General features: G+C 48.9%; 12 protein-coding genes and 1 pseudogene. 7 read left to right on the top strand and 6 right to left on the bottom strand.

The annotated features are described in order from the left end of the window. Positions 1-40: 40 nt before the first annotated feature. The 4 genes from H581_RS0132315 (at position 41) to H581_RS37580 (ending at position 3,716) form a co-directional block, all read left to right on the top strand. The gene (locus H581_RS0132315; protein ID WP_029192861.1) at positions 41-1,204 is read left to right on the top strand and encodes a COG1470 family protein; all 1,164 of its coding nucleotides are present in this window, start codon (positions 41-43) and stop codon (positions 1,202-1,204) included. Positions 1,205-1,206: 2 nt separating this feature from the next. Beyond that, a complete protein-coding gene (locus H581_RS0132310) occupies positions 1,207-2,220 on the top strand; it encodes an ABC transporter ATP-binding protein (RefSeq protein WP_051251526.1) in 1,014 nt (337 codons plus the stop codon). Beyond that, positions 2,201-3,259 carry an ABC transporter permease gene (locus H581_RS0132305; protein ID WP_084134905.1) on the top strand — a complete coding sequence of 353 codons (1,059 nt, stop codon included), beginning with the start codon at positions 2,201-2,203 and terminating at the stop codon, positions 3,257-3,259. Before H581_RS0132310 ends, H581_RS0132305 begins: the two co-directional genes overlap by 20 nt. 286 nt (positions 3,260-3,545) lie before the next feature. Next, the gene (locus H581_RS37580; RefSeq protein WP_281169598.1) at positions 3,546-3,716 is read left to right on the top strand and encodes a GNAT family N-acetyltransferase; all 171 of its coding nucleotides are present in this window, start codon (positions 3,546-3,548) and stop codon (positions 3,714-3,716) included. 121 nt (positions 3,717-3,837) lie between these two features. Here H581_RS37580 and H581_RS0132295 read toward each other — a convergent pair whose 3' ends face one another. Next, complete coding sequence (locus H581_RS0132295) at positions 3,838-4,848, bottom strand: sensor histidine kinase (protein ID WP_029192858.1); 1,011 nt, start codon at positions 4,846-4,848, stop codon at positions 3,838-3,840. Then, a complete protein-coding gene (locus H581_RS0132290) occupies positions 4,845-5,516 on the bottom strand; it encodes a response regulator transcription factor (protein ID WP_029192857.1) in 672 nt (223 codons plus the stop codon). Before H581_RS0132290 ends, H581_RS0132295 begins: the two co-directional genes overlap by 4 nt. Positions 5,517-5,655: 139 nt before the next feature. Here H581_RS0132290 and H581_RS0132285 point away from each other — a divergent pair, with 139 nt between their 5' ends. After that, positions 5,656-6,426 carry an ABC transporter ATP-binding protein gene (locus H581_RS0132285; RefSeq protein ID WP_036720749.1) on the top strand — a complete coding sequence of 257 codons (771 nt, stop codon included), beginning with the start codon at positions 5,656-5,658 and terminating at the stop codon, positions 6,424-6,426. Next, the gene (locus H581_RS0132280) at positions 6,413-9,607 is read left to right on the top strand and encodes an FtsX-like permease family protein (protein WP_029192855.1); all 3,195 of its coding nucleotides are present in this window, start codon (positions 6,413-6,415) and stop codon (positions 9,605-9,607) included. Before H581_RS0132285 ends, H581_RS0132280 begins: the two co-directional genes overlap by 14 nt. 93 nt (positions 9,608-9,700) lie before the next feature. On the opposite strand, the gene tnpB is transcribed toward H581_RS0132280, so the two are convergent. From tnpB to radC, 4 genes are all read right to left on the bottom strand, one after another. Beyond that, complete coding sequence (gene tnpB, locus H581_RS0132275; RefSeq protein WP_029192854.1) at positions 9,701-10,054, bottom strand: IS66 family insertion sequence element accessory protein TnpB; 354 nt, start codon at positions 10,052-10,054, stop codon at positions 9,701-9,703. Next, the gene (tnpA, locus tag H581_RS0132270; protein ID WP_029192853.1) at positions 10,048-10,377 is read right to left on the bottom strand and encodes an IS66 family insertion sequence element accessory protein TnpA; all 330 of its coding nucleotides are present in this window, start codon (positions 10,375-10,377) and stop codon (positions 10,048-10,050) included. The genes tnpB and tnpA overlap by 7 nt, the downstream gene beginning before the upstream one ends. Before the next feature lie 98 nt (positions 10,378-10,475). Further along, positions 10,476-10,859 (bottom strand): helix-turn-helix domain-containing protein, encoded by a 384-nt coding sequence (locus H581_RS37575; protein ID WP_245600219.1) that lies wholly within the window; start codon positions 10,857-10,859, stop codon positions 10,476-10,478. A gap of 378 nt (positions 10,860-11,237) precedes the next feature. Then, on the bottom strand, positions 11,238-11,846 hold the full coding sequence (radC, locus tag H581_RS0132260; RefSeq protein WP_029192852.1) for a RadC family protein: 609 nt from the start codon (positions 11,844-11,846) through the stop codon (positions 11,238-11,240). A 352-nt stretch (positions 11,847-12,198) separates the two neighbouring features. Between radC and H581_RS39835 the strand changes: the two are divergent. Further along, positions 12,199-12,610 (top strand): annotated as a pseudogene (locus tag H581_RS39835) (IS4 family transposase); the annotation flags it as partial. Positions 12,611-12,778 lie beyond the last annotated feature (168 nt).

The raw sequence follows: 12,778 nt of genomic DNA, 5'->3' as shown, positions 1-12,778 counted from the left end.
CGCGGAGAGCGGCCAAAAAAACTATTCAGGAGGGGTTCACATGCTTCGTGCATGCCGCAAGTCAGCAGTCAAATGGCTATTGGCCATAAGTCTGGTATGGGGAGGTGCGGCCGGCGTTATCGCAGAGCCGGCGGAAGCTGCATCTACCGTCGAACTCTACTCGCCTTACCTAGAACTATCGGCGCCGCCGGGAGATTCCATCTCTTATTCTATCGAGGTAATCAACCATGGGACCGCTATGCAGAGCGTTGACCTTAGATTCGACGCCAAAGGTAACGATTGGGCCTATGAGCTTACGTCCGGCGGCCGTGCCGTAAGCCGCCTTGCGATCAAAGCCGGCGAATCGCAATCGGTCAATCTGCGGCTCGATGTTCCGCTTGAAGTGAACAAAGGATCGTACCCGTTTCAAGTAAAAGCGGGGGACAGTGTTCTGCCGCTTGCGGTTCAAGTATCCGAGCAGGGTACGTTCCGCACCGAGCTGACTACCGATCAGCCGAATATGCAAGGCCATGCCGATTCAACCTTCAGCTTCAGCGCAACGCTCCGCAACCGGACGGCGGAGAAGCAGACTTACGCGCTTGCCGCGCAGGCGGAGCCGGGCTGGGATATTTCCTTCAGTGAAGGCGGCAAAAGCGTGACGTCGGTCGAAGTGGAGCCGAACAGCGAGAAATCGATCAGTATCAGCGCCGTACCGCCGCAATCGGTAAATGCAGGCACATACCAGATTCCGATATCCGCATCGAATAATTCTACAGCGGGAGAGACAACTCTCGAAGCCGTAATTACGGGCACGTACAACCTCGTGCTTAGTACGCCGAATGAGCTGCTGAGCACGGAAGTCACCGCCGGCTCCGAACGGAAGCTTGATCTGGTCGTGACGAATTCCGGAACGGCGGAGCTGAACAAAGTCAGCTTGTCGGCCAGCAGTCCATCGGGCTGGGAGGTTTCGTTCGAGCCATCTACGGTCGATTCCATCAAAGCGGGCGCAACGGCCCGCGTCCAAGCGACAATCAAAGCGGATAAAAAAGCGCTCGCCGGCGACTATGTCGTCAGCATGACGGCTTCGTCGCCGGAGAAAACGGCTGACGCGCAGTTCCGCGTTGCGGTCAAATCTTCGGTTCTTTGGGGCTGGATCGGCATCCTGATTATCCTTGCTGTCATTGCCGGGCTGTATTATCTATTCCGTAAATATGGGAGGCGGTAATCATGGAACGAGCAACCGAATGTCCGCCGTCCGGGGCGTCCGTCATCGATCTGCGGCAGCTCACCAAGAAGTACGGCGAGCAAACCGCGGTCAACGGCTTGAACTTGACGATTGAACGCGGGGAAATATTCGGCCTTCTCGGACCGAACGGCGCGGGTAAAACAACGACAATTCTGATGATGCTCGGCTTAACCGAGCCGACGAGCGGCACGGCCAGCGTATGCGGATTAGATCCGGCCAGACAGGCGCTCGACGTGAAGCGGCGTGTCGGATACATGCCCGATGACATCGGCTTCTACGATGACCGGACCGCTCTTGATAATTTACTGTTCACGGCAAGCCTGAACGGGATGAAGGAAAGGGAGGGCCGCGAGCGGGCCTTGGAGCTGCTTGACCGGGTAGGGCTTGGGGAAGCCGTATACAAGAAAGCCGGCGCATTCTCCAGAGGAATGAGGCAGAGGCTCGGGATCGCCGACGTTCTCATCAAGAAACCCGAGGTCGTCATTCTCGATGAGCCGACGCTCGGCATCGACCCCGAAGGGGTGCGCGAGCTGCTGCAGCTGATTCATGATCTCAGCCGCAACGAGGGCCTTACGGTGCTGCTCTCCTCGCATCATCTTCATCAGGTGCAGCAAATTTGCGACCGGGTCGGCCTGTTCGTGCGCGGCGAGCTTATTGCCTGCGGCGATGTTCCAAGCTTGGCGGAGCAGCTCGACGACGACGGCTCGGTTACGGTCGAAATCGAAGCGTCGGGCTGGACGGCGGCGCTAGCCGAGCGGCTGGCATCTCTGGAAGGGGTAATCGAGTACCGCGGACCGGAGCCGGCGGCTGCCGATTCGGGAGAGATCTGCCATGCCGTACTCATTTGCAGCGGCGATCGGACGTCCGCAGCAGCCAAGACCGTCATCGAAAGCGGCGCGCAGCTGCAAGCCATCCGCCGCAAGCAATACGGACTCGATGATATTTACCATCGTTATTTTGAAGGAGGCGGTTCGCATGAGCGAAACAACCGCTAACCGCGGCGGCTATTGGAAACGGCTGACCGAGCAGCTTAGCGTCCTGCGAATCCCGGGCCCGAAATCCGAATTCGCAAAACGCGAACTGGGTACCGTGTCTCCGTTTTGGGCCATTGTTCGCAAGGAATTCGGCGACCATATGCGGAGCTGGCGATTCGGCATTCTGCTCGGCATCATCGTACTTGCCTGCATTGGGTCGATATATGCCGCTGTGACGGCGATTCAAGCCGGCACCCAGTCGCAGCAGACGGACGATTCGTTCTTGTTTCTGCGGATGTTCACCGCTTCCGACGGCTCGCTGCCGACGTTCGTGACATTCGTTTCTTTTCTAGGTCCGCTGATGGGCATTGCGCTCGGCTTTGACGCCGTCAATTCGGAGCGGAACAAAGGGACGTTAAGCCGGCTCTTGTCCCAGCCGATCTATCGCGGAGATTTTATACTGGCGAAATTCGCCGCCGCGCTGCTCTTAATCGCGGTCGTTCTTTATTCTCTCGGCTTTTCGGTGATGGGCCTCGGCCTCGTGATAATCGGCTATCCGCCAACGCCCGAAGAGGTGCTGCGCGTTAGTCTGTTTCTGCTGGTCGCCGTCATCTACGTCGGCTTCTGGCTTAATCTGTCCATTCTGTTCTCGATCTGCTTCCGCCAAGGGGCAACGTCGGCGTTGTCCGGCATCGCGCTGTGGCTGTTCTTCTCCGTCTTCTACAGCATGATTACGGGGCTGATCGATAAGGCGACGGCACCGGCGGACGCGTCTGCCTTCACCGTTCTGCTTCGCCATTACAATCTGATGCTCTTGCTGGATCGGCTGTCGCCGGCCTTCCTGTTCTCCGAAGCGACGAGCACGCTGCTTATGCCAAGCGTCCGTACGCTCGGTCCTCTGACGACCGAGCAAGTCGCCATGGCGATTGCAAGTCCGCTTCCGCTTCTTCAGAGCGTCCTGCTGTCCTGGCCGCAGCTCGTCGGCCTTCTGGCCGCAACGATGATCTGCTTCGGCCTGTCGTACGCGCTGTTTATGCGTCAGGAAATCCGTTCCCGGTGACGGCAGGGAGCCGGTTCAAACTACCCGCATAGATGCGGAACCTCCTAAATTTGGTCACGGACGCTGTTCCGTACCTGCTTAGGAGGTTTTTCTTTGTTTAGGAAAGTAGGAAGTAGGAAAGGAAATTAGGAAATAATGAAGCACCCTCATTCTTCATTCTCTTTGGTAGAACTCGGAAGATAGAGTGAGGTTTACCTCATTAAATCCTAATAGTTACTCGAATCATTCTAAAATAGTGAGTTTTGGCTAATTAAATAGTGTAGCTCCTCATTAAAGTAACCGTTAGGTGATTTTGTTCGTTGCCAAGAGACTGATGACTAAAGCGGAAGAATGGGCCAAAGAAAAAGGCTATAAGCAGCTCATCCTCAACGTCTTCCATAACAACGAACTGGCCGTAAATGTCTATAAGCATCTGGGCTACGAAATCGAAGTCGTCAAAATGGTTAAAGTGCTGTAGAAAGGTATTACGAACAAAAAAGGATTTTTCGCCGTTCGTCGGTGTTGCAATAGACGTAATCAATAGTCTGAGTAAATTTCACCTTTAGTTTACTTTCAAGACACTGTCTGGTGGCTTTACTCTAACGATCGCTGCGCAAAAAACGAATGATGATTTGCGTAAATTCTTTTTCCTTGGATTCAATTTCGATTTCATGTCCCAGCTTTAGCATAAGCCGTTTTGCCAGATAGAGCCCCATACCTGTCGATTTCGATTGTTGTCTGCCGGTTGATCCGGTAAAACCTTTATCGAACACTCTTCCGATATCCTCCGAGCTTATGCCGATCCCGGTATCCCTCATGACAAGACAAATTGCATTCGGCTTATGTTGTATGTCGAAGGATACGGTCCCGCCGGCATTTGTATACTTCAGTGAATTAGCGACGATCTGTCCGATAATAAAGGAGAGCCACTTCGGATCACTGTAAACAAAAACCTCGCCTTCCCACATGGAAAAGGTGATTTTGCGCTCAATAAACAGTTTTGCGTATTTCTTTATGGTCTCCTTCACAAGACGGTTCAGGGATACATCTTGAATGAGATAGTCCTTCGAGAAGGAATCAATCCGGGAGTAGTAAAGCGCCTGCTCCACAAACCGGTCAATCTTATCCAGCTCGTTTTCGAACAGGTCGGCGATATTGGCGGCGCTCTTGTCATCCGTATTTTGAATCAGGAGCCTTGCCGCTGTAATGGGAGTTTTCACCTCGTGAATCCAAGCCATGATAAAGTCCTTGTAATCAAGCTTCTCGTCAAACAGCTTTTCAACTTCCTTCGTATGTTCATGATACAGCTTTTTAATAAAGCGATAATACAGCTCCTGTTCATGACTTTTCACTTTCGGAATGAGCGCCGCGCTTTCAATCCCTCTATCTTCGCTTAATTCCCGCAGCGTTTTCAGACTTGCGTACATGCGGAAATAATCCGCAGCAAGATAAACGGCGGATATGAATAGACCGCCGATATTTACATAAACAATGTTCGGCGCATCATTGTCCCGGGATATCGCGGCAATCATCAGCGAAATAAAAATCATCAATACGACATAGAAAGAAATGAAGAGTCGTTTGTCGTCCAAGTATTTAAGAAAACTCATCTTATGACATACCCTTCTCCCTTGATGGTGCCGATATAGTCCGGTTTGCCCAATTCCGACAACTTCTTGCGAAGCCTTGTCATATTGACCGTGAGGGTGTTGTCATCCACGAAGCTTTCGTCCTCCCAAAGTCCTCGCATGATTTTTTCCCTGCTTACGATGTTCCCTCGACTGCGCATCAGCATGCTAAGAATTTTCAGCTCGTTTTTGGTCAGCTCCGCGCTCTTATCGCTCACGATCGCAACGCTCCCGTTAATATTCAACACAAGGCCGTTATGCTCTATCGCATCAGACACCGTTTCCGCATACGAATAGGCCCGGCGCAGCAAAGCTTTGATCTTCGCCATCAAGACGTCCTCGAAAAAAGGCTTTTGCATATAGTCGTCGCCGCCCATATTCATCGCCATGACCATATCCATCGGCGTGTCCCTTGACGAAAGGAATAGAATCGGAACGTTGGAAACACCTCTGATTTTTTCGCACCAGTAAAATCCATCGTAAACGGGCAGGTTAATATCCATGAGAACAAGCTTCGGCGTATATTTGACAAACTGATCGAGTATCGTATGAAATTCCGTAACAACCGCGGTCTCGTAACCCCATTTTTTGACGGTTTTGGCCAGCATGTCGCTAATGATCGGGTCATCTTCAACAATCATAATATTCACGATTCCACCTCCAAATCAATCTCATTATACCTTTCAAGAATGTAAGGCGCTAGCACGCGTTTGTAAGATTGGGAAAGGGACGAAAGCCGGATGGCGTTGTAAGATAGACTTATAACTCAACATCAAAGGGATGGTATCTATGAAAAAAACAATCGTATCCGCCAAGCATGTGAAAAAAATATATGGTGGAAAGGGGAATCTTTTTCCCGCGCTAGGCGGCGTTGATCTTACGGTGAATGAAGGCGAATTTATCGGAATTATGGGTCCATCGGGATCGGGCAAATCGACAATGCTCAATATTCTTGCGACAATCGATCAAGCTACGTCGGGTGAAATCATCGTCGACGGCGTTAACATAAACGTAATGAAAGAGCATGAGCTTTCCGAATTTCGCCGCAACAAGCTCGGTTTTATTTTTCAGGACTATAATTTGCTGGATACTTTGACTGTAAAGGAGAACATCATTCTGCCGTTGGCGCTTTCTAAAACAGATGTAACCGAGCTGGAAAATCGGGTGGCGTTGATCGCGGAGAAATTTAATATTACAGAACTTCTTTCCAAATACCCCTACCAAATTTCGGGCGGGCAGAAGCAGCGCACCGCCGCCGCCAGGGCGATTATTACGCGGCCTTCGATTGTGCTCGCGGATGAGCCAACCGGCGCTCTCGACTCAAAAGCGGCGACAGATTTGCTTCAGGCGCTTACCAGCCTGAACGAGGTAGATGGGGCGACAATTTTGATCGTAACCCATGACGCATTTGCCGCCAGCTTTTGCCGGCGTGTGCTGTTTTTGCGGGACGGGGAAATATTCACGGAAATTGTCAAGGGAGATCATCCTAGAAAAGTCTTCTTCAAAAAAATTCTTGATGTGCTGACAGTGCTGGGGGGAAACGCCAATGACGCTGTTTGATGTAGCAAAAAAGAATATAAAGGGGAATTTCAATAACTACTTGATCTACTTTATTTCCATGCTCGCAAGTGTCATGGTGTATTATATCTTTGTTTCGCTCGGGTATAACCAAGACATCGCGAAAAGCATCGAATCAAGCCAAAGTATGGCGTCGCTTTTTATGTTGGGTTCGATCATTCTGCTGCTGTTCGTTACGGTTTTCATGCTTTATTCCAATCATTTCTTTTACCGCAGTCGCAAAAAAGAGGCAGGACTCTATTCCCTTTTGGGACTGCCGAAGAGAACGGTCGGCAAGCTGTTTTTCTTTGAAAATATGCTGATGGGCGCTGCCGTCTTATTTGTCGGCATTATTGGCGGCGCGTTTTTCTCTCAGCTGTTTTCGATGCTGTTCGTCCGTATTCTCGATGTGGACATTACGGTCGGAACTGCATTTTCCATACGCGCCATCGTTAACACCGGCATCGTATTTGCGGTCATTATTTTGTTTACGTCGTTGCAGGGCTACCGGTTGATCTATAAATATAAGCTGGTGGAGCTGTTTCAAGCCGAGAAGGAAGGAGAGCGCGAGCCGAAGACAAGCGTCATTACGGCCATTCTGGCAGCTGTGTTGATTGTGGCCGGCTATGCTTACGCCTATCGCGACTTTGACGACAACACGGATATTCTAATCAATCTGTCGGTGATGACGTTGGGGATCGTCGCCGGAACTTTTCTGTTGTTCTCTTCTCTGGTTGTATTTCTTCTGAAGACGATGCGAAAGAGAAAACGAAGCTACTACAAGGGCATGAACATTATCGGCGTATCGAACCTGGTTTACCGTATTAAGGGCAATGCCAACATGCTTGCCATGATTTCCATACTGACAGCATTGGCGCTCTGCGCTGTTTCCACAGGCTTCGGTATATATTACAGCGCCAGGGAAACCGCGCGGCTGACGGCGCCGTTCAGCTATATGCATATCGGGCAGGGATCAGAATTTAACAGGAACATCGATGAGATTATCCGTGCAGACGCGGAGCATAGCATAACCGCTAGAGCGGAAATACCAGTTATCGAATCCAGAGGCCATTCGTCAAATTCCGACATCCTCCCGGAAAAAGCTTCTGCCGCCGCCGAGAACCCGGTGAAAATCGTATCGGTCGATGCTTATAACGAAGTGGCGAATCAGTTGAGATTGCCGCTTCTGGACGCTCCGGAAGAAGGAAGAGCAATTGGCATACGCCCTATGTATACGGGCTATGACGCCTCCGACTTCGCAGGCGAACGCATTACCTTAAATCTGCCGAATGGGGACAGCTCCTTTTTCTTTGACGGTATGACCGTGGAGCGAATCATTAACTGGAGCTACCCCGATATTATGATTGTGATTGGAGATTCGGATTTCGAGCGGGTCAAAGCGCAGATTGCACCGCTAACCTATATCGGTTATGCCGTTACTGATCAGAAGGATACGAAAGCTACCGCCAACGCACTAGCGGGAGTCAAGACGCCGGAGGCAAAGCTCTCCACGTTTTACTCCGTATATCGCGCCGGCATTGAGGAAGCGGGATTTAACGTATTTATTCTGGGCTTTCTCGGACTTATTTTTATTATTGCCACGGGAAGCATCCTCTATTTCAAACAGCTTACCGAAGCTAGCGTAGACAAGGTGAAGTATGACATCTTAAAAAAAATCGGTATTTCGAACAAAGATATTCATCGTTCACTATTAAAGCAAGGTCTGTTTATCTTTGGGCTGCCTCTCATTATCGGATTATTAAACTATGCTGCAATAATGAATTTGCTTAGAAGAATGTTTAGCGGGATGGCTTCCGTGGATTTAACTTTTCCGATCGGCTTTTGCGTCATCGCATTTATGTTGATCTATACGCTTTATTACTTCTTTACTGTAAATGCCATGAATAAAACGATCACCGGCGAAGCGTCGAATATATCAAAATGGGTTACGATTATGCTTATTCCGCTCATCGCCGGCACAGGAATTTGGCTTTTGGAGACAATGCCTCAAAACCGTTCGGACATGGCTTCTATACCGACTATCGAACTCTCTCTTCCAAAGCCGACAGGCCATTATGAAATAGGCACGACCGAACTCCATTTGCGAGATAATAACCGCGACGATCCATGGGTTCCGGATCAAAAGCGGGAATTGATGATCAGCATTTGGTATCCCGCTGCAGAACAGGGAACGGAGAAAGCGCCATATATTCATCCTCTTGCGGCGCAATACTATGACCAAAATACAATCGAGAGTGTAGGACTTGACTCGGGTACGATCGACTGGCAGGACATGAAAACCAATGCTTGGATAGATGCGCCGGCATACCGGGTGGACAGCGGCTTTCCTGTCGTTTTTTATTCGCCGGGTGGCAGCGTCCCAAGAAATTTAGGCACAGTTGTGGTGGAAGAACTGGCCAGTAAGGGCTATATCGTTGTTACAACCGACCACACATACGAAACGTCAGCGGTAGAATTTCCCGGTGGAAGATTACTGGAGGAAGCTTTGCCGCAAGTCGGAGACTGGAAGACGATATTGAAAATGAACGATGTCCGGGTCGACGATATGAAGTATGTCTTGAATCAGCTTGAGATAACCGCAGGCGGCGGCAATCCTGATGTTGAGGAGGACGCTTTGCCTGACGGTCTTGCAACGGCGTTTGATCTTTCGAAAGTAGGAATTTACGGCCATTCGGCAGGCGGTGCGACCGCGGCTCAAACGATGTACGAGGATGATCGATTCGACGCCGGCATCGACATGGATGGCACAATGGGCCATATGCCCGACCACCCGCTGCCGGTTGCCGAACACGGATTGGACCGACCATTTATGCTGATGGAATCCGGCTATGCTGACGAAAACGACCTCGACTCGCATCTGACGCGCAAAGACAGATTGTCCTTCTGGCAACAGTCTACCGGCTGGAAATATGACATAGCCGTTCCGAAGGGAATGCACTACACCTATACGGATTATCAAGTTCTCCTGCCGCAAATGGACAGTAAATTGAGCCTGGCGCCGGGTATCGTACAAAGCGCTATCGGCACGTCGGACGCAGTTGAAATGTTGGAGGCCCAAAGGACCTATATTGCCGCATTTTTCGATCTTCACTTAAAAGGGATTGCGCAGAACATTTTTGAGCTGGAGGAATCTCCTTTTGAAGAAGTGGAGATCGTAAGATAGGTTTACTGATAGAGGGGCGTTCTTTGCCGCTGGGAGAGCGCATCGCTGGCAGCGATGAGGTCAGGGGTTCGATTGACGATTTAATATGATTTGTTAAATGACGACTTCAGCCCGCACTTTCCGATGTGCATGCCGCTGACTAAGCGATAGTCCGTCCATCAACCAACGGAGTTCCCGGTTCGTGATGGCCAGAGGCTCTCCGCCGGCTTGCGGCCACTGAAAAGTACCGCGCTCCAGCCTGCGGTAGTATAGCCAGAAGCCGTTATGCTCCCAGTACAAGATTTTAAGTTTGTTGCGCTCACGATTACAGAAAACGAACAGAGCCGGTGAGAAGGGGTTTAGCCCGAGCCCCTCTTGCACGAGCGCGGCAAGACCGTCTATTGATTTCCGTAAATCCGTGCTGCCGCAAGCGAGATAAACTTGCTGGGTGGAGAACTCATTCAGCATGACGGGACTTGCTCCAATGCGTAAACAACTTTGCGGAGTAAGGCGGGCTCGAATCCAGGCTCCACTTCGATGACAGCAGAGCCGATTCGAATGCGAAGACTGCTGGAAGATTCCGATTTAGCATCCGAAGTCACTTGAACCGGAAGGAAGGTCGCCGGCTTAACTCGTGGTGAAGACGGAGCTGCATCCAACCTCTTGATCCAAGCGTAAAGCTGTCGACGATTAATCTGATTGGCTTTGCACCATTGAGTGGCCTTTTCGCCACTGGCACGGAAAGCCTGAATACGCGCTTCCCATTTCACTCGAATTTCTTCTCTTCCCATAGAAAAATCCTCCTCTGATTGGCAAGGTTCTCCTTTCTCTATGAAAATCCCTTGTAAATACTGGAATTCCAGTATTATTGGAGACGTGCGTAATAAAGTCAATTGGTCTCATTATTCTCGTCTTCCTCATCAATTCGTGCCGTTGTCGAATGCGATTCAGAACGTAAGTTCATGGCGTTGGTCTTAATTGCACCCATTACAAGCTGTTTCAAATCGTCTGGATTAAGGACGGCCAGTATAGTCTTTTTGTTTTTCTCAACGCAATCAGTTAGCTCGGAGTCACCTATTAGACTGCCGATAGGCACTTCAAGACCGGTTGCAATTTTCTCTAGCGTATGGATTGTAGGGTTGTTTTCTCCTCGTTCAACCTGACCGAGATAAGAAGTATTAACCCCGGAATGCAAAGCTAATTGCTCCTGACTTAGCCCCTTCTTCAATCGCAATAGCCGGATGCTTTCGCCAATTTTTTTGACAGTATTCAATTTTCTCACCTCTAAGAAAAAGGATAAACTTTCCGTTTCTGTGTCACAATATGGTATATGCGGTTTATTAGTGATTATAAATACGATTTTCCGTAGTATCCCACTTTATAAAGTGAGTAGAGATTGCATTCCCCCTTTTTTACAAATAAAAAAGATACCTACAACGAGGAAACAGAAAAAATACATGAGAAAGAAAGCTTCAACTCACGAATTTTTACTGTTGTCCTGTGTCTGTATCTAATGTCAATTATTATTTATTATCGGTAGGTTAAGAAAAAGAAAGAAACTTTGCAAAAGCGGCATCACTTGATATATTATATATCATTTGGCTTGTTAGTGTACTAGCAAATTGCGAGGCAGAAGTTTTGGGTTTTGGTTTCACATCAGTCCCCGTTCTTTAAGAGAAACAAAATTACCTGATCCGATTATGATGTGATCCAGCACTTCTATGCCAACGAGTTCGCCAACGCTCACAAGCCGTTTGCTCAGAGAAATGTCTTCTGGGGATGGGGTGGAATCCCCGCTGGGGTGATTGTGGGCACAAATGATTGATGCACTGCAACGTTGAATTGCGGCGCGAAATACTTCACGGGGATGGACGATTGCGGCGTTCAGAGAACCGATGGAAATGGTCTCCTTAGTGATTAGTCGATTCTTGGTGTTCAAAAACAAGCATACAAAATGTTCTTTTGTCAGATGGCTGAGTTCCGGCGCGAGAAGGGAATGCGCATCTTGAGGGTTTCGGATTGTGTAGGAATCTTCGTTAGGTATAGTGAGTGCTTTTGCCAGTTTAAGCACTGCTGAAATTTGACGTGCTTTACTTATGCCGATGCCTTTAATCGTCGTTAACTGCTGTTCGGTAATGTCCAATAGTTCTGTTATCGTGGGAAACTTTTCAAAAAGCTGCTGGATTGTGTAGCTATTCTGTTGCTCTCTGAGGGATTGGGATAGAAGTGACTTTAGGTTTTCCTTGTGCTGAACAGTCATTTGGACTCCTCCTGATATGTTATTTGGAAAAGAGAAAGAGCCGGACACAGTGGAATTGTGTCCGGCTCCCGCATGAGTATCTTTTGAGAACTACCTATCATGCATTGGCTAGGAATATAATATATATCTCAACTTGTCAAGTTTTCATTTTTGTAAAAAAGGAAAATGAAGGAATGTGTCGATTTCAGTTTATATAGTAAAAAAGGTGTATTTCCTAATTTGCAACCATTCTTATTAACTACATAGACACGTAATCAATTGCATGCGAGTTAGATTCAAAATCCTTTATAGCGGGGCTGTAAAATAATGCAACGATCTCTATTTCAAAGGAAGGATAAAAGAAATGAAAATTAGCAGATGGTCGGACAGTCACACCTTCCTGCCACTGGATTTCGCTCTGTTTAGTTCGGACAAGTAGGGTAATAACGGCTCAACGACAGCATCGACAAACGATCACACGGTTACAAACGCCGATAGGAGTCGCTGTTGCCAGCCTCGGCAGTCATCGTGTCCATGATGGATCGAGCGCTAAAGGCTGGAGCTACAGCTCCTTACGTGTTGATGGACAGATAGTTTACCCACGCACCGCTTATTGGCGAAATTATGGCTCGCGGTCTGGATGTGTGATCGGTATGGTCAAGAATGACAACAAACGTTTCCTTGTTCAAGGCCAGAAAAAATCGCTCAGAGAATTGTACTCAGCAGCATCACCCGTCGTGAGCAAGAAACGCAGAATACTTCGTTCCATTCAAACCGAGCTTGTAAATCCTTAACGTAGTTCTTTCTGATCTTTAATGCTTTGTTGCCCGGCCATTCGTCTTCATATTTGATATTAGGTGCCTTTAATGTATGTGTTATCATCGACTTGCAGCATGATGCATCGCATCTCAAGCATAGCTAGATTCTCCGCGGGAAAGCTGGGGCGCTTGATT

The sequence above is a fragment of the Paenibacillus harenae DSM 16969 genome (assembly GCF_000422465.1).
Lineage (GTDB): Bacteria > Bacillota > Bacilli > Paenibacillales > Paenibacillaceae > Pristimantibacillus > Pristimantibacillus harenae.
Note: the sequence above shows the minus strand (reverse complement) of the source record. Positions and strands in the feature narration are given on the sequence as shown.

Coding starts and splice junctions, on each gene's coding strand:
- H581_RS0132305 (WP_084134905.1), top strand. CDS start 2,201: ATGAGCGAAACAACCGCTAACCGCGGCGGCTATTGGAAACGGCTGACC.
- tnpB (WP_029192854.1), bottom strand. CDS start 10,054: ATGCTGAATGAGTTCTCCACCCAGCAAGTTTATCTCGCTTGCGGCAGC.
- H581_RS0132315 (WP_029192861.1), top strand. CDS start 41: ATGCTTCGTGCATGCCGCAAGTCAGCAGTCAAATGGCTATTGGCCATA.
- H581_RS0132295 (WP_029192858.1), bottom strand. CDS start 4,848: ATGAGTTTTCTTAAATACTTGGACGACAAACGACTCTTCATTTCTTTC.
- radC (WP_029192852.1), bottom strand. CDS start 11,846: ATGACTGTTCAGCACAAGGAAAACCTAAAGTCACTTCTATCCCAATCC.
- tnpA (WP_029192853.1), bottom strand. CDS start 10,377: ATGGGAAGAGAAGAAATTCGAGTGAAATGGGAAGCGCGTATTCAGGCT.
- H581_RS0132285 (WP_036720749.1), top strand. CDS start 5,656: ATGAAAAAAACAATCGTATCCGCCAAGCATGTGAAAAAAATATATGGT.
- H581_RS0132310 (WP_051251526.1), top strand. CDS start 1,207: ATGGAACGAGCAACCGAATGTCCGCCGTCCGGGGCGTCCGTCATCGAT.
- H581_RS0132280 (WP_029192855.1), top strand. CDS start 6,413: ATGACGCTGTTTGATGTAGCAAAAAAGAATATAAAGGGGAATTTCAAT.